Source organism: Pseudomonas sp. OF001, assembly GCF_904426495.1.
GTDB lineage: Bacteria > Pseudomonadota > Gammaproteobacteria > Pseudomonadales > Pseudomonadaceae > Geopseudomonas.
In genome coordinates, this window is sequence record NZ_CAJGBM010000064.1 from 1 (window position 1) to 23,969 (window position 23,969).

At 68.1% G+C, this 23,969-nt stretch carries 25 protein-coding genes, 1 tRNA gene and 1 rRNA gene; 9 read left to right on the forward strand and 18 right to left on the reverse strand.

Annotation, left to right across the window (positions count from 1 at the left end):
• The first annotated feature begins 191 nt into the window (after positions 1 to 191).
• The 9 genes from rrf to RA210_RS20285 all read left to right on the forward strand — a co-directional run bounded on the left by rrf (position 192) and on the right by RA210_RS20285 (position 9,337).
• Positions 192 to 307: ribosomal RNA gene (gene rrf / locus RA210_RS20245) — 5S ribosomal RNA — on the forward strand.
• A 119-nt stretch (positions 308 to 426) separates the two neighbouring features.
• Positions 427 to 1,089, forward strand: a complete 663-nt coding sequence (locus RA210_RS20250; protein ID WP_136491688.1) for a paraquat-inducible protein A — start codon at positions 427 to 429, stop codon at positions 1,087 to 1,089.
• Complete coding sequence (locus RA210_RS20255; RefSeq protein WP_201487811.1) at positions 1,076 to 1,696, forward strand: paraquat-inducible protein A; 621 nt, start codon at positions 1,076 to 1,078, stop codon at positions 1,694 to 1,696. Before RA210_RS20250 ends, RA210_RS20255 begins: the two co-directional genes overlap by 14 nt.
• Positions 1,689 to 3,971: a PqiB family protein gene (locus tag RA210_RS20260; RefSeq protein ID WP_201487812.1), complete on the forward strand. Its 2,283-nt coding sequence runs from the start codon at positions 1,689 to 1,691 to the stop codon at positions 3,969 to 3,971. The genes RA210_RS20255 and RA210_RS20260 overlap by 8 nt, the downstream gene beginning before the upstream one ends.
• Before the next feature lie 113 nt (positions 3,972 to 4,084).
• Positions 4,085 to 5,632: a 2-isopropylmalate synthase gene (locus tag RA210_RS20265; protein ID WP_201487813.1), complete on the forward strand. Its 1,548-nt coding sequence runs from the start codon at positions 4,085 to 4,087 to the stop codon at positions 5,630 to 5,632.
• A complete protein-coding gene (locus RA210_RS20270; protein WP_201487814.1) occupies positions 5,629 to 6,426 on the forward strand; it encodes a hypothetical protein in 798 nt (265 codons plus the stop codon). The genes RA210_RS20265 and RA210_RS20270 overlap by 4 nt, the downstream gene beginning before the upstream one ends.
• A complete protein-coding gene (gene rimI / locus RA210_RS20275; RefSeq protein ID WP_201487815.1) occupies positions 6,423 to 6,875 on the forward strand; it encodes a ribosomal protein S18-alanine N-acetyltransferase in 453 nt (150 codons plus the stop codon). The genes RA210_RS20270 and rimI overlap by 4 nt, the downstream gene beginning before the upstream one ends.
• Positions 6,876 to 6,942: 67 nt before the next feature.
• A complete protein-coding gene (locus tag RA210_RS20280) occupies positions 6,943 to 8,268 on the forward strand; it encodes a flavin monoamine oxidase family protein (protein ID WP_201487816.1) in 1,326 nt (441 codons plus the stop codon).
• A gap of 151 nt (positions 8,269 to 8,419) precedes the next feature.
• Positions 8,420 to 9,337, forward strand: coding sequence for a DMT family transporter (locus RA210_RS20285; RefSeq protein ID WP_201487817.1), 918 nt, complete (start codon positions 8,420 to 8,422; stop codon positions 9,335 to 9,337).
• Here RA210_RS20285 and RA210_RS20290 read toward each other — a convergent pair.
• The 18 genes from RA210_RS20290 to RA210_RS20375 all read right to left on the reverse strand — a co-directional run bounded on the left by RA210_RS20290 (position 9,319) and on the right by RA210_RS20375 (position 23,889).
• Positions 9,319 to 9,798, reverse strand: coding sequence for a hypothetical protein (locus RA210_RS20290; RefSeq protein ID WP_201487818.1), 480 nt, complete (start codon positions 9,796 to 9,798; stop codon positions 9,319 to 9,321). The genes RA210_RS20285 and RA210_RS20290 overlap by 19 nt on opposite strands.
• A gap of 1,596 nt (positions 9,799 to 11,394) precedes the next feature.
• A complete protein-coding gene (locus RA210_RS20295) occupies positions 11,395 to 11,952 on the reverse strand; it encodes a recombinase family protein (protein WP_201487819.1) in 558 nt (185 codons plus the stop codon).
• Positions 11,953 to 12,536: 584 nt separating this feature from the next.
• The gene (locus RA210_RS20300; protein WP_236574825.1) at positions 12,537 to 13,193 is read right to left on the reverse strand and encodes a hypothetical protein; all 657 of its coding nucleotides are present in this window, start codon (positions 13,191 to 13,193) and stop codon (positions 12,537 to 12,539) included.
• An 86-nt stretch (positions 13,194 to 13,279) separates the two neighbouring features.
• Positions 13,280 to 16,243: a DUF927 domain-containing protein gene (locus tag RA210_RS20305; protein ID WP_201487821.1), complete on the reverse strand. Its 2,964-nt coding sequence runs from the start codon at positions 16,241 to 16,243 to the stop codon at positions 13,280 to 13,282.
• The gene (locus RA210_RS20310; RefSeq protein ID WP_201487822.1) at positions 16,240 to 16,749 is read right to left on the reverse strand and encodes a hypothetical protein; all 510 of its coding nucleotides are present in this window, start codon (positions 16,747 to 16,749) and stop codon (positions 16,240 to 16,242) included. The genes RA210_RS20305 and RA210_RS20310 overlap by 4 nt, the downstream gene beginning before the upstream one ends.
• Entirely contained in the window at positions 16,746 to 17,165 is a 420-nt protein-coding gene (locus tag RA210_RS20315; RefSeq protein WP_201487823.1) for a hypothetical protein, read from the reverse strand. Before RA210_RS20315 ends, RA210_RS20310 begins: the two co-directional genes overlap by 4 nt.
• Positions 17,162 to 17,407: a hypothetical protein gene (locus RA210_RS20320; protein WP_201487824.1), complete on the reverse strand. Its 246-nt coding sequence runs from the start codon at positions 17,405 to 17,407 to the stop codon at positions 17,162 to 17,164. The genes RA210_RS20315 and RA210_RS20320 overlap by 4 nt, the downstream gene beginning before the upstream one ends.
• Positions 17,408 to 17,410: 3 nt before the next feature.
• Positions 17,411 to 17,749: a hypothetical protein gene (locus RA210_RS20325; protein WP_201487825.1), complete on the reverse strand. Its 339-nt coding sequence runs from the start codon at positions 17,747 to 17,749 to the stop codon at positions 17,411 to 17,413.
• Positions 17,746 to 18,012: a hypothetical protein gene (locus RA210_RS20330; protein WP_201487826.1), complete on the reverse strand. Its 267-nt coding sequence runs from the start codon at positions 18,010 to 18,012 to the stop codon at positions 17,746 to 17,748. The genes RA210_RS20325 and RA210_RS20330 overlap by 4 nt, the downstream gene beginning before the upstream one ends.
• Complete coding sequence (locus RA210_RS20335; RefSeq protein WP_201487827.1) at positions 18,009 to 18,239, reverse strand: hypothetical protein; 231 nt, start codon at positions 18,237 to 18,239, stop codon at positions 18,009 to 18,011. Before RA210_RS20335 ends, RA210_RS20330 begins: the two co-directional genes overlap by 4 nt.
• Positions 18,236 to 18,553: a hypothetical protein gene (locus RA210_RS20340; RefSeq protein WP_201487909.1), complete on the reverse strand. Its 318-nt coding sequence runs from the start codon at positions 18,551 to 18,553 to the stop codon at positions 18,236 to 18,238. The genes RA210_RS20335 and RA210_RS20340 overlap by 4 nt, the downstream gene beginning before the upstream one ends.
• 385 nt (positions 18,554 to 18,938) lie before the next feature.
• A complete protein-coding gene (locus RA210_RS20345; RefSeq protein WP_201487901.1) occupies positions 18,939 to 19,289 on the reverse strand; it encodes a hypothetical protein in 351 nt (116 codons plus the stop codon).
• Complete coding sequence (locus RA210_RS20350; protein ID WP_201487828.1) at positions 19,289 to 19,963, reverse strand: hypothetical protein; 675 nt, start codon at positions 19,961 to 19,963, stop codon at positions 19,289 to 19,291. Before RA210_RS20350 ends, RA210_RS20345 begins: the two co-directional genes overlap by 1 nt.
• A complete protein-coding gene (locus RA210_RS20355) occupies positions 19,960 to 20,226 on the reverse strand; it encodes a helix-turn-helix transcriptional regulator (protein ID WP_236574831.1) in 267 nt (88 codons plus the stop codon). The genes RA210_RS20350 and RA210_RS20355 overlap by 4 nt, the downstream gene beginning before the upstream one ends.
• A gap of 95 nt (positions 20,227 to 20,321) precedes the next feature.
• Positions 20,322 to 20,726 (reverse strand): helix-turn-helix domain-containing protein, encoded by a 405-nt coding sequence (locus RA210_RS22120; protein WP_328821126.1) that lies wholly within the window; start codon positions 20,724 to 20,726, stop codon positions 20,322 to 20,324.
• Between the two features lie 25 nt (positions 20,727 to 20,751).
• On the reverse strand, positions 20,752 to 21,519 hold the full coding sequence (locus RA210_RS20365; RefSeq protein ID WP_201487830.1) for a hypothetical protein: 768 nt from the start codon (positions 21,517 to 21,519) through the stop codon (positions 20,752 to 20,754).
• Positions 21,520 to 22,404: 885 nt separating this feature from the next.
• Positions 22,405 to 23,646: a tyrosine-type recombinase/integrase gene (locus RA210_RS20370; RefSeq protein WP_201487831.1), complete on the reverse strand. Its 1,242-nt coding sequence runs from the start codon at positions 23,644 to 23,646 to the stop codon at positions 22,405 to 22,407.
• A 166-nt stretch (positions 23,647 to 23,812) separates the two neighbouring features.
• A tRNA-Met gene (locus RA210_RS20375) sits at positions 23,813 to 23,889 on the reverse strand.
• Between the last annotated feature and the right edge of the window lie 80 nt (positions 23,890 to 23,969).

Consider the following 23,969-nt stretch of genomic DNA (forward strand, 5'->3'; position numbering starts at 1 on the left):
TTGTGAGGCGTTGAGCTAACCAGTACTAATTGCCCGTGAGGCTTGACCATATAACACCCAAACAATCTGCGATCCCAGGATCACAGTGGGTGCGACAGGCCGAAAGCTTGCAGAACCGCAAATTACCGAATCTGATACACTATCACTTGCCCAATTCGGGGTAGCGCCATGGCGATGCCCCAACCGAATTGCTTGACGACCATAGAGCGTTGGAACCACCTGATCCCATCCCGAACTCAGCAGTGAAACGACGCATCGCCGATGGTAGTGTGGGGCTTCCCCATGTGAGAGTAGGTCATCGTCAAGCACCTATACAGAAACCCCGATCAGCCACGCTGGTCGGGGTTTCGCTTTTGCCTTGAAAACTTCGATGCCCGAAGGATCAGCTCGGATAAGATGGCCCTGATTGCCTCGTGAGTGACGCGCATGCCCGATCCGGCGCCCCCATCCCCCGTTCCCCTGCAGCAGCTGCCGCTGGAGCAGCTCGTGGCCTGCCACGAGTGCGATCTGCTGATGCGCAAGCCTGACCTGACCCTGGAGCAGAAAGCCTCCTGCCCGCGCTGTGGCTATGAACTGTTCGCACGTCGCGCGCAGGTCGAGCGGCGCAGCCTGGCGCTGGTACTGACCGCTCTGGCGCTGTTCCTGCCGGCCAATTTCCTGCCGATCATGCAGCTCAACCTGCTCGGCCAAACCACCCAGGACACCATCTGGAGCGGCGTGGTCAGCCTTTACCGCAGCGGGATGGTCGCGGTGGCGCTGGTGGTGTTCCTGTGCAGCATGGTGGTGCCCCTGCTCAAGCTGCTCTGCCAGCTGCTGGTGCTGCTGTGCATCCGCTGGCGGAAGGGGCTGCGGCTGGGGCGTGGCGTCTATCGTTCCTATCATCACCTGCGCGAGTGGGGGATGCTCGAGGTCTATCTGATCGGCATCCTGGTTTCCATCGTCAAGCTGGTCGACATGGCCGATCTCAGCCTCGGCACGGGACTGTTCTGCTTCGTCGGTCTGCTGCTTGCGCAGGTCTGGCTGGAGGTGACCATGTCGCCCCAGCAGATCTGGGACGCTCTGGAGGCGGAGAACGATGCGCGCGCTTGATGCCGGTATCCTGGTCTGTGACGAGTGCCACCAGCTCAGCCACCATGTGCCCGGCGAGCTGCAGCGCTGCTGCCGCTGCGGGGCGCCCCTGCATGCCCGTCGCCCCAACAGCATTGCGCGTACCTGGGCGCTGCTGCTGGCGGCCGCGCTGCTCTACATTCCGGCCAACCTGCTGCCGATCATGACCGTCAACCTGTTCGGCCAGGGCAGCCCGGCGACCATCATGGAAGGCGTGCTGGAGCTGATCCATGCCGGCATGCTGCCCATCGCCCTGGTGGTGTTCGTCGCCAGCATCCTGGTGCCGACCTTCAAGCTGGTCGGCATCGCGCTGCTGCTTTACTCGGTGCAGCGCCACCTGCCGCTGTCGCCGCGCCAGCGCATCTTCATGTTCCGCTTCATCGAGTGGATCGGCCGCTGGTCGATGCTGGACATCTTCGTCATCGCCATCCTGGTTGCCCTGGTCAGCTTCGGCAACCTGGCCAGCATCGAGGCCGGCGCCGGCGCCATGGCCTTCGCCGCGGTGGTGATACTCACCATGCTGGCGGCGATCACCTTCGATCCCCGGCTGATCTGGGACAACACCGACGCAGACCTTCCCCATGAGTGAACTCGCCCAACCCGAAATCCGCAGGACCAGCAGCTGGTCCGCCATCTGGGTGCTGCCGCTGCTCGCCCTGGCCATCGGCCTGTGGCTGCTGTGGCGTGCCTTCAGCGAAGCCGGCATCGAGATCCGCGTGCACTTCGCCGACGGTGACGGTATCCAGGTCAGCAAGACCCAGGTCATCTACAAGGGCATCCCGGTCGGCAAGGTCGTCGACCTGCAGGTCAGCCCGGACATGCAGGGCGTCGATGCGACCATCGAGATCAATCGCGAGGCCGAGGACTACCTGAGCGAGAACACCCGCTTCTGGCTGGTGCGGCCACGGGTATCGCTGGCCGGGGTGACCGGGCTGGAAACCCTGGTGTCCGGCATCTACATCGCCATCGAGCCGGTGAAGGGCGAGCCGGCTCGCACCTTCAAGGCGCTGAGCGAACCGCCGGCGCTATCCGATGCGCTGCCCGGTCTGCACATCACCCTCAAGGCCGATCGCCTCGGCTCGCTGGATCAGGGCAGCCCGGTGTTCTACCGGCAGATCCAGGTCGGTCAGGTCAAGAGCTACCGCCTCGGCGAGGACCAGCGCACCGTCGAGATCCAGATCTTCATCCAGCCGGCCTATGCCCACCTGGTGCGCAAGCACACCCGTTTCTGGAACGCCAGTGGCATCAGCTTCAGCGGCGGCCTGTCCGGCTTCAAGCTGCGCACCGAGTCGCTGGTCAGCCTGGCCACCGGTGGCATCGCCTTCGCCACCCCGGAACATCGTCAGGACAGCCCGCCGACCGATCCGGCCTTCCCCTTCCGCCTGTACGAGGACTTCGAGACTGCCGAGGCCGGTTTCCGGGTCCAGCTGCAACTGGACGACGTCAGCGGCCTGCAGCCCGGACGCACGCCGGTGATCTTCAATGGCGTACAGGTCGGCACGCTGCGCAAGATCGACATGGGCCGCGACTTTTCCCGGCCGATCGCCGAGCTGACCATGGACCCGCGCACCGAGGAGCTGCTGCTCGGCAGCAGCGAGTTCTGGGTGGTCAAGCCGTCGATCTCGCTGGCCGGGATCACCGGCCTCGAGGCGCTGGTACAGGGTAACTTCATCGCCGTGCGCTTCGGCAGGGAAGGCAGCATGGCCCGCGAGTTCAGCATCCGGCCCAAGGCGCCGCCACTGGACGTGAACGCCCCGGGCCTGCACCTGGTACTGAGCACCGATCGTCTCGGCTCGCTGGACGTCGGCAGCCCGCTGCTCTATCGGCAGATGCGCGTGGGCAGCGTGCAGAACTACCAGCTCGCCCCCGACCGTCGCACCGTGCTGCTGGACGTGCACATCGAGCCCGACTATGCCGGACTGGTGAATGCCTCGACGCGTTTCTGGAACGCCAGCGGCATCACCCTCAAGGGTGGCCTGTCCGGCGTCGAGGTGAAGAGCGAGTCGCTGCAGACCCTGGTGCTGGGGGGCATCGCCTTCGACACCCCCGATCTACAGGCGCCGCCGGTACCCCGCTCGCGGCGTTTTGCGCTGTTCGCCGACGAGGGGCAGGCGCGCGAGCGCGGCCGCCTGATCGAGCTGCGCAGCGCGCGCGCCGATGGCCTGAGCGAGGGAACCCCACTGCGCTATCGCGGCCTGCAGGTCGGCCGGGTGGAGCAGGTTCGCCTCAGCGACGACCTGGCCGCAGTGCTGGTCGATGTGCGTGTCAGCCAGGCCGAGGAGCGCATCGCCCGCGCCGGCAGCCGCTTCTGGGTGGTGCGCCCCGAGCTGGGCCTGGCGCGCACCGCCAACCTCGATACCCTGGTCAGCGGTCCCTATCTGGAAGTGCAGCCGTCGCCGGGTGACGGCGCGCCGCGGCGCAGCTTCGAACTGCTGGCCCAGGCGCCGCAGGCGGCCGTCGATGCCGACGGCCTGGCACTGGTCCTGAGTGCGGAGCGCAGCGGCTCGGTCGAGGCCGGCGATCCGGTGACCTACCGGCAGGTGCCGGTGGGCCAGGTCGCCCGCCTGGAGCTGGGGCCGACCGCCGACCGCGTGCTGATCCACATCCTCATCGAGCCGCGCTATGCGCCGCTGGTGCGCGGCGGCAGCCGGTTCTGGAACGCCAGCGGCGTCGATGTCGACTTCGGCCTGCTCAAGGGCATGCAGGTACGCACCGAGTCGGTCGAGGCGATCGTCGCCGGAGGCATCGCCTTTGCCACCCCCGACGAGCAGCGTCCGGTGCAACCGGGACAGACCTTCGTGCTGTTCGACGAACCGCAGGCAGAATGGCTGCAGTGGGCACCGAAGATCCCGCTGCGCCAGTGACCTCTCGGGCGAGGCGCTTTCCCGGCCGCGGGATTCGCGCCACAATCTGCCGATAACCAGAACGGCGTGCAGTGCCACGCCCGCGCCGGCGACGGGATCGCCAGGAGACCGACATGAGCAACGACCGCGTCATCATATTCGACACCACGCTGCGCGACGGCGAGCAGAGCCCCGGCGCGTCCATGACCAGGGAAGAGAAGCTGCGCATCGCCAAGGCGCTGGAGCGCATGCGCGTCGACGTGATCGAAGCGGGCTTCGCCATCGCCAGCCCGGGCGACTTCGAGTCGGTCAAGGCGGTCGCCGAGGCGGTCAAGGACAGCACCGTGTGCAGCCTGGCGCGCGCGCTCGACGCCGACATCGAGCGCGCCGCCGAGGCGCTGAAGAACGCCAACTCCGGACGCATCCACACCTTCATCGCCACCAGCCCGATCCACATGCAGTACAAGCTGCGCATGCAGCCGGATCAGGTGGTCGAGCAGGCGGTGCGCGCGGTGAAGAAGGCGCGCAGCCTGTGCGGCGACGTGGAGTTCTCCTGCGAGGATGCCGGCCGCTCGGAGATCGACTTCCTCTGCCGGATCATCGAGGCGGCCATCGACGCCGGCGCGCGCACCATCAACATCCCGGACACCGTCGGCTACGCGATCCCGCACCAGTACGCCGACACCATCCGCCAGTTGCTCGAGCGCATCCCCAACGCCGACAAGGCGGTGTTCTCGGTGCACTGCCACAACGACCTCGGCCTGGCCGTGGCCAACTCGCTGGCCGCGGTGGTCGCCGGTGCCCGCCAGGTGGAGTGCACCATCAACGGTCTCGGCGAGCGCGCCGGCAACGCCGCGCTGGAAGAGATCGTGATGGCGATCAAGACCCGCAAGGACCTGCTCGACGTCTACACCAGCATCGAGACCGAGCACATTCTCAGCACCTCGCGGCTGGTCTCCGGCATCACCGGCTTCCCGGTGCAGCCGAACAAGGCTATCGTCGGCGCCAACGCCTTCGCCCACGAGTCCGGCATCCACCAGGACGGCGTGCTCAAGCACCGCGAGACCTACGAGATCATGCGCGCCCAAGACGTCGGCTGGAACGCCAACAAGATGGTCATGGGCAAGCACTCCGGGCGCAACGCCTTCCGTGCGCGTCTCGAGGAGCTGGGTATCGTCCTGCCCGGCGAGGCCGAGCTGAACGCCGCCTTCGCCCGCTTCAAGGAGCTGGCCGACAAGAAGCACGAGATCTTCGACGAGGACCTGCAGGCGCTGGTGACCGACAGCCTGGCCGAGGAGGCGCCGGAGCACTTCAAGCTGGTCTGCCTCGGCGTCACCAGCCGCACCGGCGAGGTGCCGCACGCCGAGCTGGTGCTCAGCGTCGACGGCGTCGAGCACAAGGTCGCGGCCTCCGGTGCCGGCCCGGTGGACGCCACCTTCCAGGCCATCGAGGCGATCGCCCAGTCGCAGGCCAGCCTGCAGCTGTATTCGGTCAACGCCATCACCCAGGGCACCGACTCCCAGGGCGAGGTGACAGTGCGCCTGGAGAAGGGCGGGCGCATCGTCAACGGCAACGGCGCCGACACCGACATCCTCGCCGCCTCGGCCAAGGCCTACCTCAACGCGCTGAACCTGATGCAGGCCGGCGTCCATCGCACCCACCCGCAGGCGGACGGCGTTTGATCGACGAACAGCGCCGCCGCGCCTACCTCGGCGCCATGCAGGTGACCAGCTGGTTGCCGCGCATGGCGCTGCCGTTCGCCGCGCCCTCGCGCCCCGAACTGCTGGTGGTGACGCCGCAGGCCGAACCGCCGCGTCCGCAGGCAGCGCCGGGCGTTCGTCCGGCCCCGATCGCCCGTCCGCAGACGGAGGTGCCGGCCGCCAAGCCGCCGGTCATGCCGCGCAAGGCCACGGTGCTGCCGCTCCGGCCGACGGCCGACAAGGCGGCTGCAGCGCCGGCCGAGGTCGCCCCGCCGCCTGCGCCGCGGCGCGAGCCGCCGCCGCGTTTCGCCCTGCAGCTGCTGCGTGCCGGCAACTGCCTGCTGCTGACCGAACTGCCGAGCGGCGAGCCGTTCGCCAGCCGCGATCCGGCCTACCGCCTGCTCAAGGATCTGCTGCGCGCCGCCGGCCTGCCGGACAGCCCGCGGCCGCTCGGCGAGCCGATCCGCTGGCCGCTGATCCGCAACAACCCCGAGTTCGACCAGGGCCCGGCGGCGGCGCGCGACTACGTGCGCACCGTGCTGCAGGGCCAGCTGGAGCAGGAGCCGGCAGCCTGCACCTGGCTGGTCGGCGTGCCGGCGATGCGCTTCGCCGGCGAGGCGGAGACGCCCGAGGCCTGCCAGGAGATCGAGCTGGCCGGGCTGGGCGTGGCCTGGACCCTGCCGGGACTCGAGCAACTGATGGAAGCTCCGCCGCTGAAGGCCGAGCTGTGGCAAAGCATGCGGCGCGCGAAGCGTCGCTGGACGAACGAAGCATGACTGATGCGGTAAGTTTCCGGCGCATGATCGCCGACGACCTGGATGCGGTACTCAAGATCGAATACGCCGCCTTCAGCCATCCCTGGACCCGCGGCATCTTCACCGATGCCCTCAACTCCTACGAATGCTGGCTGATGTTCGAGGGTAGCCAGCAGGTCGGCCACGGGGTGATCCAGCTGATCGCCGACGAGGCCCACCTGCTCAACATCACCGTCAAGCCGGAGAGCCAGGGCCGCGGCCTCGGCCTGCGCCTGCTCACCCACCTGATGCAGCGCGCCCGCGAGCGCGGCGGCAACGAGTGTTTCCTCGAGGTGCGCGCCTCCAACCAGTCGGCCTATCGGCTGTACGAGCGCTTCGGCTTCAACGAGATCGGCCGGCGGCGCGACTACTACCCGGCCGTCGGTGGCCGCGAGGATGCGCTGGTGATGGCCTGCCCGTTGTTCGACTGATCCCGCGCAGCGAGCCCGCCGCGCCACAGCGGCGGGGCCGCTGTGCTGTTTTCCGGAAAGTATTCCCATGCCCCAGCCATGTGCCGAGGTGATCGTGGTCGGTGCCGGCCTGTCTGGGCTGACGGCTGCCTGGCGTCTGGGCTGGGCCGGCAAGGACGTGCGCGTGCTGGAGGCGGCGCCGCGCATCGGCGGGCGCATCCTGACCGGCGTTTTCGCCGCGGGCCGGCTCGTCGAGCTGGGCGCCGGCGGTATCGCCCCGGGGCAGGCACGCCTGCGCCAGTTGGTCGACGAGCTGGGCCTGGTGCTGCAGGCGCCCGATCCCGCCGCCTGCAGCGCAGCGTTGCACGACGCGGCGCTGGACGCCTTGCCCTGGCAGCGTCGCTGGCAGCTGCAGCGCCTCTGGCGCCAGCTGGAGCGGCAGGCCGCCCAGTTGCCGCCCGAGCCGGCCGCCCAGCATGCGCTGGCGCGGGAGCTGGATCAGTGCAGCCTGGCCGATGCCCTGCGCCAACCCTGGCTGGGCCTGGCGGCCCGGCAGTGCTTCGCCGCGATGGCCGAGCAGATGTTCGGCGCCGAGCCGCAACAGCTGTCCCTGCTGCAGGCGCTGCTGCAGCTGCGCCGCCATGGTGGCCGCGCGGGACTGCTCGAGCTGCGTCTCGGCCTGAACCACTGGCGCCCGGCGGCCGGCATGCAGGCGATCTGTCAGGGGCTGACCGCACGACTGGGCGACGACCTGATCCTCGACGCGCCGCTGCTGGCGTTGCGCCAGGATGCCCGCGGGGTCGAGCTGTTCACCTCCGGCGGTAGCTACCGCGCGCGGCGGGTGGTGCTGGCGCTGCCGGCGCTGCAGCTGGCGCGCCTCGACTTCTTTCCGGCCCTGGCCGGCCGACACGACCATGCCCTGCGCCACCTGCTGCCGCAGGCGACGCTGGAGGTCCGCCTGCGCTATGAGCGGCCGTTCTGGCGCGAGCGTCTGCCGCGGATCGAGTTGCCTGCCCGTCACGCCGGATGGCTGATCGTCGAGATGCCGCCCGTGCGCGAAGGCGAGGGCGCCCTGCGGGTGCACCTGAGCGGCGAGTGGGCGCGGCGACTGGCCGCCCTGGCAGAGCCGGCGCGCGGCGTACGCCTGCTGGAGGGCCTGGCCGGGCTGCTTGGCGAGGCGGCCCGCACGCCTCTGGAGTGCCTGCTGCAGGACTGGGGCGCGGAGCCTTTCCTGCGCAGTGCCGCAGCGAACTGGCCCGCCGGCGGCTGGAGCCTGCAGGCCGCCCTGCTGCGGCGTCCGCTGGGGCGGGTGCACTTCGCTGGTGCCGATCTTGCCGCGCGCTGGCCCGGCAGTCTCGAGGGGGCGGTGGAAGCCGGCGAACGGGCCGCCGAGGAGGTCCTCGCCCTGGGCTGATCTCGCCGGCGATGGTCCGGTGTCGCTCTGGCACAGGCTTGCCAAGCGGGGCCGGGGCTACGTATGGTGCCGGGCTGGCCTGCAAGGAGTTGCCCATGTCCATCGCCCGTTCGCCCATCGCGTCGCCGTTTTCCTGCGGGAAGGGCCGGCGATGAACCTGCGTCACGGCTGGGCGGCCGGCGGGCTGGTGCTGTCCTGCCTGTGCTGGGCCGGCAATGCGCTGGTGGCGCGCGCGGTGGCCGACAGCATCCCGCCGATGGCGCTGGCGTTCTGGCGCTGGTCGCTGGCGCTGGCCATCCTGCTGCCCTTCGTCGGCCGCACGCTGTGGCGGCAGCGGGCGGTGGTGCGTGCGGCCGGCTGGCGGCTGTGGCTGGTGGCCGGGCTGGGCATCGCCAGCTACAACTCGCTGCTCTACCACGCCGCGCACAGCACCTCGGCGATCAACATCACCCTGCTCAACACCTGCCTGCCGCTGGCCACCTTCCTCGGTGCCGGCCTGCTGCTCGGCGAATGGCCGGCGCGGCGCGCCTGGTTCGGCATGGCGGTGGCCGCCGGCGGCCTGCTGCTGCTGATCGGCCGCGGCGAGCTGGCGACCTTCCTAGCCCTCGACTTCTACCGCGGCGACCTGATCATGCTGCTGGCGGTGGCGGCCTGGGCGCTGTATTCGCTGCTGATGCGTCTGTGGGGCGCACGCCTGGGGCTGGCGCCGCTGCCGCTGCTCGGGGTGATGATCCTGTTCGGTCTGGCGCTGATGCTGCCGTTCTACCTGGCCGAGCTGGTCCGCGTCGGCGGCTTCGCGCCGACGCCGGCGACCCTCGGCGCCATCGGCTACACCGCGCTGTTCGCCTCGCTGCTCGCCTACCTGACCTGGAACCACGGCCTCAAGGTGCTCGGTGCAGCGCGCGCCTCGCTGTTCAGCTACCTGATGCCGCTGTTCGCCGCGCTGCTGGCCTGGCTGCTGCTCGACGAGCGGCTGGCGTTCTATCACTGGCTGGGCGGGGCGCTGATCTTCGCCGGGCTGCTGCTGGCCACCCGCCCGGCGCCGAGCGTTCAGCGCAGCGGCGAGTAGTTGTTCTGCGCGTGGCAGGCGGCCGGATCGCGGCGCTCCCGGCACAGCCTGGCGAAGGCCACCTTGGCCCCGCGCCGGCAGTCGCGGTAGCGCAGCGAGCCGGGCTTCTCGTTCATGCACACGCTGGCGTTGTCGATGCGCCCGTTGCGCTCGCGCCACTTGAAGGTGCCGCGCTCGACGGTCTGCCGGCTCTTCCAGGTCCACTTGGCCGAGCGGGTGACCGCCTTGGCCGGGGCAGGGCTGCGCTTGGGCTTTGCGATGGACGGCGGCGGTGGCAGGCGGTTGACGATTTCCCGCGGGCGGTAGTTGTTCTCGTTGAACTCGGTCTGGCGCGGCGGGGCTTCGCCGGCGGGCGTCGTGGCTCCAGCCGCCGCCGGCCCGGCGATGAGGAGCAGGGCGAGCAGAGGCCCCAGGCTGTGCCTGCAGCGGACGGTGAACGGTGGGGTGCGGTCAGTGTGCATGCGGCCTCCTGGCCTGTGCGGTACCCCCGGGTCCTTCGGGGTCCGCCCAGCGTAGCCGGCAGGGCATGGCGCAGACAAACGAAAAAAGGGCCTGCATCGCTGCAGGCCCTTTTCGGAATTTGGTGGTACGCAGTCGTTTGAACCTGTCTCTGTGGGCCAGCTGTTGCAAGGGGTTCGGCTTGGTCATGTGCTGCAGGCATACACAGAGGCATACATGCCCGAGGGCAGGCCGGAAGCGGAACCCCCTATGTGCTGGCGCGTCTGCAAAAATTTTGCGGTCCACGTCGCCGTAGGTGCCAGCCAAGCCGGGAAGGACCCGTACCAGGCGGGCCGGCAGGTGGGCAACTGGGCGGGCTGCTGGCCGGATGGAAAGACGGACATGCCAGGCGCCACCACAGCTAGAGGAAAAACGAGGCTCGAATTACCCGTGTAGGGGTGGGGGTAGCCGGGAGGACCCGCCTTGGTGCATGAGCTGGGTTCATGACAGGCGTCTGGATTTCACCAGTTAACCGACTTCACCAGTTCACTAACTTCCAGGTTCAGCCGCTGCCGCGCGGGCGGGGCTCGAATTACCCGTGCAGGTGCCAAGTTCCCAGGGTCCCCGGTGCACTTTCGACCCCCCCCTATATGAAATTTCGTCGCGTGGGGGTGCATGGCTCCCTACGTCGTTCGGGACCTCCAACGGCCCGAGGTTTTACACCCCCCCTACCTGCTGGCAGCCAATCACAGGCCGCTGCTCATGGCTTGGGCGCGGCATCGCACGGAATGGAATCAGTTCGCTGTCGGCCTGCCCCCTGCCGGGGTGCTGGGGTGTCCTTATCCGTACCGGCTGGTTTTTGCGTGTTCCACGTGTTCCGGTGTTCCGACTTTCCATAAGTCATTGATTTATAAGGGTTTAACGGCAGGCGCCAGCTGGAACACCGATTCTGTTCCTGCGTGTTCCAAGGTGTTCCAGGTGTTCCGCTTTCGGGGGGCTCAACGGATCGGCGAACAGGCCGCAAACCCGCGCCAGCCGTGGGATACAGCGTGTTTGGCTGTGCGCGTGCTCGCAGGCGGCAGGCATGATGCCCAGCACTGGCGGCAGGTATCGAGTAGCGGCGCCAGCTGTTCCGCCTGCTGGCCAGGCGCAGGCGTCCAGGCCGGGCAATCGGCGCGGGCTGGCCTCGGGGGCGCGCGCCAACAGGTCGGGCTGGCATCAGCAGCAGGAGCGCCCAGGCAGCCCCAGGCCGTCAGGCAAGGGCAGGCGCTGGCCCGCTGGTGCCGTTGCTCGGGGCTGGCGCTCCAGGTGCTGGCCGGCATCGAGCAGGCCGGGCGCCAGCTGGTCCGCCTGCTGGCCAGGCTCAGCAGATCGCCAGGGCGGCAACGGGGAGCAGGCGCAGGGTGCCCAGGCCGGGCAACCGGTGCGCGGGCTAGCCTCGGGGCGCGCGCCAGCTGGTCGGGCTGGCGCCAGCAGCAGGAACGCCCACGACAACCCCAGGCCAGCAGGCGAAAGGCGGGGCGCTGCTGTGTTGAGCCGAGGGGCGGCGGGGAGTGTGACGGCGGGCGGCTGCTGGTCTGGTCAGGCGCCAGCCCGGCGGCGGGGCTGGCGCTGGTCGCCTACTTGTTCCAGTGGCGCTTGATGGTGGGCAGGCTCATGCCCAGCTCGGCGGCGGCTTGGCTCTGGGTCAGGCCCTTGGCCCTGCAGGCCTGCACCGCCTTGGTGGTTTCCAGCGCCTCGGGGCGTCCGCCTTTCTTCGAGGTGCGGGCCAAGCCTTCTTTGGTGCGCTCCCTGATCCGGTCACGCTCGAAGGCGGCCACGGCAGCCAGCACCGTGAGCTGCAGCTTGCCGGCGGCGCTGGTCAGGTCCACGCCATCGAGGTCGAGGCTGCGGACGTGGATCTTGCGCGCGGCCAGTTCCTCGATGGTGGCCAGCACGTCTTGCACGTCGCGGCCCAGGCGGTCGAGCTTGAGCACCACGAGCACGTCGCCGGCTTCCATCCGGTCGGCCATGCGGGAGAACTCCGGGCGCTGCAGAGCCGGAACCCCGCCCGACACCTGCTCGGCGAACCAGCGGTGCGGCTGAATATCGAAGCCCTTCTGTTGCAGGGCAACCAGCTGGTTGTCCGTGGACTGCTCCAGGGTGGAAACGCGCCCGTATGCGAAGACTCGATTCATGGTTGCCGCCTGCTGGTATCAACTAAGGTGGGATCATTGTGCATTGGTATCAACAACCTGTAAACCCGTATTTGTTGATACCTTTTCGGGCCTGATTTTTTCGGTATCGAAAAACGGTCGTTTGTTGATACCGGCGCCAGCGTCAGAGGCGATGCCAGGTTGTGAGGGTGGGGTATGGGATCGGCTGGCACGGGATGGCCGTTTGCTTTGGTCGCGACCAAAGCAAAGGCAGGTGAACGGCTGGGGCTGAAAGGTGCGGCACTGTATTACAAATGGCACCACCAGACCTATCCTGCACTCGGCGTTGTGCCACAAGTGGCGCCACGAAACCTATCCTGCACTAGTCAACAGACCCGGCCGGCGCCAGGGCAACTTGTTGCGCTGGCGATGGCTGGGAGGCAAGCGCAGCGCGGCAGGACTGTTGCCAGGTTGTTGCCCTTCTGTTGCCTGCCTGTCCTTCTCCCGTTGCCCGACTGTTGCCCGCCTGTCGCTTTCCCGTTGCCGGGCTGTTGCCGCGTTGTTGCCAGTGGATGAGGGAAGGTAAAGGGGCGCCGCCGGCCAGGGCCAGCGGTAGGCTGGGAGGGCTACCGCTTCACCACTCTGGCGCCGTTGCTGTCGTGTACCGTCAGGTCTGGGCGCTTGACGGTCACGGAGCCGTCAGGGTTGAGCACCTGCACCGGGCAACCGTACAGCGGGCCACCAGGTGCGAACGGATCGGGCAGCTGTTCGGCTGGTGCGGTACGGATGAACTCCATCATGGCGGCCCGGTACGCCTCGAACAGCGGGCCGCCCTTGCAGTCTTCACCCCGGCGGCTGGCGCTGTCTTCCAGGGCATGGATGAATGCCACGTCGCGGAAGCTGGTGGCCCCGTCCCGGCGGGCCTGTTCGCGCTCCACGGTGTTGACGTTGAGCAGGTCGCACAGCTCGTCGAAGCTCAGGGCGCCAGCGTCGCCGGCCGGGTCGCGGAGCAACAACACGCCGTACATCGTCAGCACATGGCGGCCGGTTGCCAGGTGGTCGGCACGGTGTTCGGCGGCCAGTTGCTCCAGTCGCTCGATGGCGGTCTTGGTGAATGGCAGCCCGCCACGCAGGCAGGCCGCTTGCCGGCGCAGGGCGCGGCGCTCGGCGCGGATGCTCTGGAGCAGGGTGCAGAGGTGGCGGCAGACGCGGCGGGTTATCAGCAGCCGCGTGCGTGCCGTGGTGGTGGGTTTCTGCTCGATGGCGCTAAAGGCTCTGAGCATGTCCGGTGTCATGGTGGGGTTCCTCGCAGTGTCGGCGCCAGCAGTTGGCGCAGCAGCCACCGGCCAGGCCGGTGGCCGGTCGGGTGTCAGGCCGCTTCGGCCAGTTGGTCGGCGGGGCTGTCGGCGTTCAGCGCGGCAGCACTCACCAGGTAACAGCGCGTCTTGCCCATCCCCGGCAGGCGTTCGGAGCGGGCGGCCTTGCCGTCCGTGCCGGGCGTGAGGATGCCCCGCGCCAGCAGCACCTTGTTGACGTTGGCCACGTTGTAGCCCTTCCAGACTTCCGAGGCCCACACGGCGGACAGCACGTAGTAATCCGTCGTGGTGTACAGCTCATCGCCCACGCCGTGCTCCACGGTGCGACGGAAGCCCAGGCGGTCGGTAGTGCGCGGCCCGTGCTCGTCGGTACGCACTGCCACGTTATCCCAGCGGGTGAAGCGGCCTTCCCCGAAGCGTTCAATGATCGTCCGCAGGTGGGTGACGATGGCCTGCTCTTCGAGGTTGCCGGCGCCGCCTCGGGCGTCGAGCCAGGCGCTGAAGCAGGTGCGCGCGGCGTTGTAGGCCGTGAGTTCGGGCCAGCCGGTGACGCCCAGGCGGGTGGCCAGCTCGCCGGCCGTGGCGACCAGGGCGAAGCGCGCAGCCACCCGGCGAACCTGCCCGGCAGCGTCAGCAGGCAGCAGCTTGCCGGCGAAGTGATCCGTCACCCGCGCCAGCTCCTCGGATACCTTGGGCAGTGGCTTGGATTCGAGCATGGCCCGCAGGTATGCGACCAGGGCCGTTCCGTGGTGCTTGCCGGCGTTGCTGGTCAGGGTATCGGCCAGCTCGCCGGCCTCGGCGAAGCCGTGCAGCTCCTCGAACAGCCCCAGGCCTTTGCCGGCATCGGCGGGAATGCCGACCATGCGTACCTCCATCCCTGCTTTCAGCTCCTTGCCGCCTTCGGCCATGTGCTGGGCGAGGGTCTTTTCCCCAGTGGACAGGAACAGCAGGCGCCAGCTGTAGGCCTGTTTGGCAACGGCTCCCCGGTCGTTCGCACGGGTCTTGCCGGTGCCGTTGCCGAGCATGTACACGGTGTCGCCAATCACGCGGGCGTCGCACTGGTGGATTTCATCGAGCACCAGCAGCCCGTCCGAGTGGGCGGCTGCGGTGCCTTCCAGGGCGTTGTCCGTACTGCGCCAGGTGCGCAGCATGCGCGGCCCGCCGTAGACCGAGGCGGCGGCCTTCAGGTGGGTGGTCTTGCCGCCCGAGCTGTCGCCGTAGAGGTGGAAGCCGCCCGACTCGGCGCCCAGCAGGTGCAGCAGCGGGCCGGCAAAGGCCGTGCTCACCACGAAGGCCAGGCGGTTGTTGCCGACACAGTAGCGGGCGACGCCCTGTTGCCACTCCTCTAGGGTGCCGGCCTGCTCAATGGGCGGGAGCGCGGCGCCGCCTTCGTAGAAGTGCAGGTGTTCGGCGCTGTTGCCCAGTTGCTCGCCGGGCAGCAGATAGGCGTCATCGTGCCAGCCCAGGCGGTTGACCAGGCGCGCACGCTCGGCGCTGTCGTAGGACTGCAGGTAGCTCTGCAGATCGTTGCGGCAGTTGCGGGCGTTGCGGCCGATGGCCAGGCGTAGGCCCATGCTCACCAGTGGCCCTACCACTTCCTTGCCGAACTCGCCGGCCATAGCTTGCGAGGGGATGTTGAGGCGCTTCTTTGCCCCGTCTGGGTCGTCGAACTCCACCAGCAGCCCCCAGTTGTGGCCCTTGTCGTCGCGGGTGCGCGCCAGAATGTCGAGCCGCGAACACACCGGGCGTTCGCCTTCGTCGCTGTAGTAGAACACCCCGGCATCCGTCACCCGGAAGCCCGCCAGCTGCTCGCCGCTGTCGCTGCTGGCGCTCACCCCTTGGGACCGGGCCGGCTGGCGCTTGGCGCGGCTGCTGGGCTTGCTGGCGGCCTTCGTGGGGGCATCGCTGGCGCCAGCCTCGGGCGCCGCTTCGGCGGCCTCTGCCGGCGCCGCTGGGGCGGCGTACAGCTCGCCGGCCTGCGCCAGCGCGGCCAGGTGCTCGGGTGTCCAGCCCTTGGCCAGCGCGTCGGCGGCATCGTCGCCGTCTGCCCACTCGCCGCCGGCCTCGAAGGTGGCGGCGGCGTCCACCACTACCGGGCGCCGGGTGAACACGTCGAGCGCCACGGTACGAACGGACGCGGCGCCCAGCTGGCGCAGGTGCTCGCCAATCGCCCGCATGCAGACCAAGCCGGGCTTGTCGTGATCCGGCCACAGCAGCACGTTGCGCCCGGTCAGCGGTGCGAAGTCGGCCTTCTGCCAAGACTGTGCGCCATTGGGCCAGCAGGTGGCCACGTGGTCGGGCAGCAGTTGGGCGGCAGCGTCGGCGGACTTCTCGCCCTCGCAGAGCACCACGGGCGCCTCGGGGCGCTGCGCCAGTTCATCGAGGCGCAGCAGCGGGCGCGGCTCGGGCAGGCTCGCCCAGCGCCATTGCCCGGCGCCGCTGGCGTTGCGGCACCAGGTCAGCGGGGCAAAGACCTTTTCCCGCTTGCCGTCAGCGTCAGGGGCCTTGTCGAAGCGGTAGAGCACCATCAGCGGCAGGCCCTGCGCGTCCTTGTAGACCCACACCTTGGACGGCTTGCCGTGCTGGCGGTGGGCCTTGTGGACCTTGGCCATGGCCTCGGCAGGGATCGGCAGCACAGGCGCCCACTCGGGCGCGGCGGGCCTGCTGGTGCTGCTGGTGGCCGGCGCCGGGCTGGCGCCAGCGGTCACGCCCAGGAAGTCGGCCAGCTTGTTGCAGGCGTCCACATGGCTGCAGCGGTCGAGGTACTGCACCAGGTCTATCAGGTCGCCGCCCTTGTCCCCGGTGGCGAAGTCGGACCAGGTGCCCCGGCGCATGTTCACCTTGAGCGAGCCGGTGTGCTTGTCGGCCCGCGTGGGGTTGGGCGCGGTGTACTCCTTGTTGGCGTCCACCAGCTTGCCGCCGGGCAGCCAGTGCGCCAGCACGCGGTCAATCGAGCGCAGGGCGGCGGCCTTCACCTCGGCGAAGGTGGGGAACTCTGATTTGCGTTGTTCGGTCATGCGTCACCTCGCTGGTGGTACTGCCGCAGGGCAGCGCGCACGCTGGCCAGTTCTTCGGAGAGGGCGACGAAGGTGCAGCCCAGTGCCTTGGCGGAAAGGTTCTGCTGCGCCCCGGTCCCATCGAGGGCCACCAGCAGGGCGACCAGCGTTTCCGCTTTCTCCAGGTGCAGGGTTGCCGTGTCGTAGGCGTCCGAGTCGCTGGCGGTGTCGTGGTGGCTGGCGGCCGGCTCCGGTGCGCTGGCGTTGCCCTTCGGCAGCATGCGCGCCCAGCTGGCGCAGGCATCGGCCAGGCGCTGGGCGGGATCGTCGCCAGCATCGAGGGCTTGGGTTCCACGGCGGACCACGCGGGCATCCGGCATGCCCTCGGCGAGCATGGCGCGGGCGCGCTCAGCCTGTGCGCGGGTGGTGTAGGGGCCGGATACTTCCGTGCAGCTGCTGGCGCTCTGCACGGCGTAGCTCACCAGCCAGCCGTCCGGGGTGCGTTCGAGCGGAATGTGGATGGTCATGCGACACCCCCAGCACAGCGGGCGCCAGCGGCCGACGCCTGCCCACCGATAGGCTCTTGCCAGTCACCGAGGATGCAGGCGCGGGCGGCGTCGCCCAGCTCATGAGCCAGGCCAAGGGCTGCGACTTCCGCCCGTGCCCTGTTGCGCACGATCATGTGCACGCGGAACACGCCCCAGCAGCTGGCGCCGCTGCTGTCGAGCATCTGACAGGTGCCGATGGCATCCACGCCCACGGCCAGGGTGACGGCCAGCAGTTGCGCCAGCTCAAGCGGCAGCGGTTCGGGGAGCACCCCCAGCAGCTCGGCGATGTAGTAGGCCTGTGGCATGGCGTGCTCCTCCTTGGGCCGCTCGAAGGCGCCGGGCTGGCGCAGGTGGTGGACGGTGGCGGTGGACCGGCAGGAATGAAGGGCAGTCATTGGCGGGCCTCCCGCTCGGCTTGATGGATGATGGCGACCGCCAGCGATTCGGCAGCGTTGAGCCATGCGCTGTGCGCGGCCTGCCAGTCCGGGCCGATGGCGCGCGTGTTCAGCACGCGGCGATGGGCTTCGTTGGCGGCACGGATCAGCTCCAGGTGGTACGGGATCAGATGCAGGACGGTGGCTTTCTTCGGGCAAGCCGGGGCCGTCGCCGCCTTCTGGCAGCGTTGTTGTTCGGTCATGGGTTATTCCCCCAGCAGGTCGCGCAGCAGGTGGATGGGGACGGCGTCGATACAGCTGGCGCCGATGCGCTCGGCATGCGGCAGGGCGGCGCGCAGTTGCGCCAGCGCCTCGCCGTGCTGCTCCAGGCGCCCGGCGGCAGCGGCTACCCGGTCACGGCTGGCGCAGGCGATGCGCAGCAGGTCGGACGCCAGATAGTCCAAGGTGTAGGGCTCGACAGGGCGGCGCAGGCCGGTGGCCGGGTCGCGCTCCTTCGCCTCGGTCACGATGTTCTGCAGGCCGGCGCACAGCTCCGGCAGCTCGGCGCCCAGTTGGGCCAGCAGGTAAGGGGCGGGCTGTTTCATGCGTGGCACTCCCCGTTGCGCTCGAAGGCACTCCTTTCCGTGATGCTGGCCAAGTCGTGACCAGCGGCTTTTGCCAGGCGGCCCAGGGCGATGATGGCGTGATGCAGCCCGTTGACCTGATCGGTGGTCATCCGGTCCTCGCCGCCCTCCATCAGCAGCTCAGCAAGGGCCTCCAAGCCCAGCCCGACGCACACCAGGCTATCGGCATGCTCTCGGGCGGCGCCCTCCAGAACACGAGCGGTGGTAATGGCTGGGAGGTTCATTGCGCACCCCCTTCCAGCAGCGCGCGGCGGCTGTCGGCCAGGGCGTCGAACTCGTTGCGCAGGGTGCGCCAGGTGTCCATGTCGATCAGGCGCAGGTCTTCCAGGGCGCCGAGCATGCCGACGGCGGTGCACTCCTCGAAACGGATGCTCTCGGCGGTCTTGGCCTTCGCCAGTCGCGTGCGAGCGGCTTCGATGATCTGGGCAGGGGGCAGGGCCGGGCGACTCATTGCACACCCCCACGGGCTTCCAGAGCAGCCAGGGCGCGCACGTGGCGCAGGTGGTCGCGCAGATTGAGCGAGTCGATACGCAGCGCCTTGCCGGCCTTGAGCCAGGCCAGGGCGGTGCGTGGGTCGCGGGTGCTGGTGGTCTGCTGCTGCGCGGCCTCGCCTTCCAGCGCGCGGGCGATGCTCATGTGGTGGTTGTAGCGGCGCAGCCGGTTGGACAGGGAGGAGTCGGAGTGCAGGGCGGCGACGGCCATGGCGCGGTGGGCGCTGGCGCGTGCGCAGAGTGCGGACGGATTGCGGGCGGGGTCGTGCTTCATGGGTGGTGCTCCTAGAGTTGAGGAGCTGCCACGAACCGCTGCTAATCGGTTTTGGGTGGCAGCCGTGCGCGGGTTAGCAGACCGGGACTCTAGGAACCCGGCAGACCTTTCGGTCTCCCACGCACGGCCGCCATAACACGGAACGGCAGGCACAAAAAAAGCGCCTGCTGTCGGATGGTGGGCGCCTGTGCGCCTAGAGTTGTTCGAGCTGCTAAACCCGGCCACGGGATTGACCGTGACGGGCGAACGATAGCGCGGACGAATGGCCGGCGCAAGCCGGCGCGGTGCCCTCGATGCTTGCGTGAGCACCGGGCACGGGGTAAGTTGCGTTTGCACAGCAGAAGTACCTCCACGCCCCCAGGTTGCAGCCGGGGGCGTTTTCGTTTCAGTGCAGGGTGGCGGCAGGCCGTTGCAGGACCAGCCACACCAGGTGATCGCCAGCAGCTGCCCGCTGGTGCATCTGCTCCAAGGCCTCGGGATTGGCCTGCAGGTTAGGGACCAGTTCCAGGGCGTCGCACACGGCCACATCGGCGGGCGGCTCCACGGCGAGCAGCGTCCAGGTCGCACCGGGCCACAGCAGGATCAACACCTGTGCGCCCTCGGCCAGCGCGCGGTCGCGCAGGGCGCGCAACTGGGCGCGTGCCTTGGCTTCTCTGGGGGTCAGCGGCAGCAGTTGGCCGGGTGCGTTGCCGTGCGGCAGGTCGAGGCAGGCGTGGGGCAGGAATACCGGCAGCATCACGCGACACTCCGTAGCAGGGGCGGCGCGGGCAGCTCGCCACGCAGCCAGGCGCCCAACTGGCGGTCTTGCTCCAGGGCTTGGCGGCGCTGTTCCCGCAGCTCGGCCAGGCGCTCGGCGATAGCCTTCTGGCGGCGCTCCTCCAGTTCCGCAGGCGTGGGCAGGTCGGGCAGGCCTTGCGGGCTGTCGGCAATCTCGCTGGCCAGCCGCTGGCGCCTCTGGTGCCGGCGCTCAAGCTCGGCCATCTCCAGAATGTAAGCGGGGGTCAGGCCGGCGATTTCGGCCTGCTCGTGGGCATCCCATGCGGTGTCATCGTCGAAGTAAAAGCAGAACTCTGCTAGGCCGAAGTAGCACGTCACCCACTTGCGCAGTGTGCCGGCGCCTTCCATGGCCTTGAGCACATGCGCGGGCTTGGCGAACTGGCCATCCCCGATTATCTGGCCGTACTCCCGGCGGATGGCGTGGCGCAGAAGCTCGGGTAGGCCGTCCATTGCCACGCAGGGCACAACCAGGCCGGCAGCGTTGATGAATTGCGCTTCGTCCCCGTCCGAGCACACGGCAACAATGGTTCTGTTGCGCAGAAGGTGGCCAGAGCTGCCGTAACCGAACGCAAAGTGGAAGCCAATACCGTAGCGGTCACGGAATGGGGCGGGTTGGTAGCGGTTCTTGCTCACGCGGCGCTCCCACGGGCGGCGATGCGCGCCCGAATCCATTCTTGAACTTCCCCCAGAACCCAAGCCACCGGGGCGCTTCGGGCGGTGCTGGCGCTCAGTGGCACCGGCCGGGGAAATGTCGGGTCGTCCTTCAACATCCGGTACACAGTCGCGCGGCCACCAAGGCCAGTCATGGCGAGCAGTTCGGGAATTCTGATAAGCGTGGTGGCCGGATCGAACGGGAGCGCCCCGGCAACGGCCTTGCTGGCGCCAGCAGCACGCAGCGGGTGGACGTTGGCGGCCTGTGCTGCCGGATCGGCAGGAAGGCCCGCAGGGGACGCGCTGGGGGCTTTGGCGCGGGTGGTCTTGGTCTGGTGCATCAGGCCACCCCCTGCGCGGTTTCAGGGGCGCCATGGCGGCGGGATTCCAGCCAGGCGAGCACGTCGCTTTTACGGTAGCGGATGCGAGCGCCAATCCGCAAAAACGCAAGCCCGTAGCGCCCTGTGCTGCGCCAAGACGCCAACGTCTTGGTTGACACGTCGAGCAGTTGCGCAACCTGTGCGTCTGTCATCAGCTCGGCGGGGCTTAGGGGGGCGCCCGTGCGGCTCTGCTCGGGGAGCGGAGCTGTTGCGGGCGAGGGCAGAGGCTGGCGGTGTGCTCTAGCCTCGGCCATGGGGGACGGGTGGTGTTGCATGAATGCCTCCGGTGGCTGGTGGTATCTCCGGGGGCATGGTCGTGCTTGGTAGTAGTTCGTGGTATCCATGGAAAATGCGCAATTTTCCATGGATTGACTTTTTCACCTTTTATGTTTAGAGAGCCCAGCGCGAACCCTTTATCCAAGCGGACATTTTCTTCAATTGCCCGGCCGGATCATCACTTTTCCAGGTCTTTGGAATCCATTCGGGATACATGTTGCAGGCCATTTCGTAGGCAGCATCCCAGCTCAAGCCCGGAGTGCCTTCACGCAGAGCGCGCGCACAGGTGTACAGCTCAATTACTGCGCGCCGCGTCTTCTGATCCCTACCTCGCTTGCCAACTCCACGCTTTGGCAATTTTCCGGTCAGTGCCTTTTTGGCTACGTAGTCACGGAAAGCTTCAACATGCTCAAGCTCTGGCATTCGCTCCAACAGTCCATCAAGCCCCAGCTCTCCATCCTCAAGAACTTGGATGACTTGTTCTGCAGCGCGCTGCAAAGCCCAATGCCTGAAGCGAAGCATCCATGACAGTGCATCCGTGTCACGCGCTGTTGTAACCGTGGTGCGAGGCATTCCATTCGCCTCCATGGTATCTAACCAGCTCCCCCAGCCATCCAACCTGTGCTCATACCAGCAGCGAGGGGTTCGCCACCACAGAGTGAGCCCATCATCTATGCGGGTTGCAGGCACACGCACCGGCATACGGAGCCCATGCTCGAAGCACTCAAGCGGCCACCCGAATATGCGAAATGTGCGGGAGTCTTCGTCAATTCGCGGGGTTATGCCAGTGAATAGCTCAATTATGTAAATTGGGGTTTCTTCTTCGGCAATTCGAAAATAGCGGCCACCAACCAATGCAACGGCCTCAATCTTGTGAAGCATGTTCTCCCCCTCGCCCCGTTACTGCGCCGCGCCTTTCGCGCGCCCAAGTGTTGCCATTCGCTGGCGCTGGCCGGCGAACGGCTGGCCAGCAGGCAAGGGCAGGGGCTTTGCCGTCTCGGGTGCCGGCTTTCTGGCGGTCGTGCCGGGTGTCGGTGTCGTGCTGGTGATCGTGAGCGGCGCAGCGGGCGGGCTGCTGCCGGGTGGTTAACCGCTGGCCGGCACTGCTCGGGTTAACCGCGTGGTGCTCGCTCGGCGCAGGCTGGGCGGCGTTGGGTGCCAGCTGTTCGGGGCGAACGTCCGCCCCGGCGGGAGGGATGCCGAGCCGTTGCACCAGGTGCGGGCGGGCATCGAGGCCAGCGGTCCCCCTGCTGTTGGCCCAGGTGGTGCGGATCGTCGCCGATTCCAGCGCCAGCCCGAGCAGCACCAGGGCGGCGCGGCGCTCGATGCTGGCGGGCTGCGCCCGGCGGCGAGCCCCAGTTGCTCGGGCCTGTTCGGTGGCTGGCGCAGGTGCGGCGGATCGCCAGGGCGACCATGGGCCAGCAGGCGAAGGGCGGCCCGTTGTCGTGCCGAATCGAGGTCGGCCAGGCCGGCGCTGTGGTGCCTTTCGGCGGGCTGGTGCGTTGAGCCGGGCGCCAGCCGCCGGCGCCGACGTTGAGCACCATGAATCGGCTGCAGGCCACGGCTGGCGCGGGTTTGCGGCCTGTGCGCCGGCCCGGTGGATGCGCCGAAAGCGGAACACGTGGAACACCTTGGAACACGCCGGAACAGAATCGGTGTTCCAGCTGGCGCAGTTCGTAAAGTCCTTATAAATCAATGACTTGCGAAAAGGCGGAACACCGGAACACGTGGAACACGCAAAAAACAGGGGGTACGGATAACGCATGCTCAAACCACCCTGCCGAACTGGCCGTGCACCACGTTGCCGGCGGCGAGTTTGTCCAGGTGGTCGGCGTACCACTGGACCATGGTGCGGCGCTGCTCCAGGTACTTGGCCTTGTTGTAGATGCCGCGCACGCCGGGGGCCTTGTGGCTCAACTGGGCTTCGATGTGGTCGGCGTCGAAGCCGTGTTCGTTGAGGATGGTGCTGGCCAGGTGGCGGAAGCCGTGGCCGGTCTGCCGGCCTTCGTAGCCGAGGCGGCGCAGGGCCATCAGGAATACGGTGTCGCTGCGCGGCTTGGTGCGGTCGCTGCGCCCGGGGAACAGCAGGGGATAGGCCCCGGTGATGGTGCGCAGCTCCTCCAGTGCCTCGATGGCTTGGCGGGGGAGCGGCACCAGGTGTTCGCGGCCACCCTTGCGGCCCTTGCGCTGCTCGGGGATGGTCCATAGCTGGCGCTCGAAGTCGAATTCCGACCACTCGGCTTCGCGCAGCTCGGAAGGGCGGACGGCCAGCAGGGACAGCAGGTGAAGCCCGAGGCGCACGTCATGGGCATGGGGATAGGCCCGGATGGCGCGCAGCAGGGCCGGCAGCTCATCGAGGGAGACGTGGGCGTAGTTGTCGGCGGTCGGGGCTTGGATGAACTTGTGCAGCCCTTCCAGCGGGTTGTAGCTGGCGCGGCCGGTCACTCGGGCCAGGTCGTAGGCATCCTTGCAGTAGGCCCGGACCCTGCTCAGCTGTTCGAGGATGCCTTTGCGCTCCATCCCTCGCAGCAGTTCCAGCCATTCCATGGTGGTGATCTCGGCGAAGGCCCGCTTCCCGAAGGTGGGGAACACGTGCAGCTCCAGGGCACCGAGGATGCGCTTTGCCGTGCCGGGATCCCAACTGGCCAGGCGGGAGCTGTGCCACTCCCTCGCCAGGGCCTCGAACGTGCTGTTGGTGGCGGCCAGCTCGGCGGTCTTGCGGGCCTGCCTGCTCACCATGGGGTTCTTGCCTGCAGCCTGATCGGCGCGCAGCTCGGCGGCCTTCTGGCGGGCGAGGGCGCCGCCAACCTCGGGATACCCGCCCAGCCCCAGCCAGGACCACTTACCGTCCGGTTTCTTGTAGCGGAGTTCCCAGGACTTCTGCCCGTTGGGCTTTACCCGGAAGTACAGGCCGGCGCCATCCAGCTCCCGGTAGGTGCTGGCTTCGGGTTCGAGGCTGGCCAGGGTGGTATCCGCCAGCGGGCGGCGCTTGATGTCTGCTCGCTTCATCCGTGTACGCCTCGGGTTCAAGTAATCACGAAGCATACACAGGGGCATACACCGCGCCCAGTGCTATAGCGAGACAAAACGAGACAAGCAGAAACAAGAAAGCCCGCACGGGGCGGGCTTCTTGGGGCGTTTCAGATACATCATGAGACAACCTGAAACTAGTATTTGGTGGCTACGCAGGGACTTGAACCCCGGACCCCAGCATTATGAATGCCGTGCTCTAACCAGCTGAGCTACGTAGCCAACGGCGCGCATTATTCTCTCCGGCGGGGCGCCTGTCAACCCCTCGATGCAGAAAAAATTCCAGTCCGATCAAACGCTTG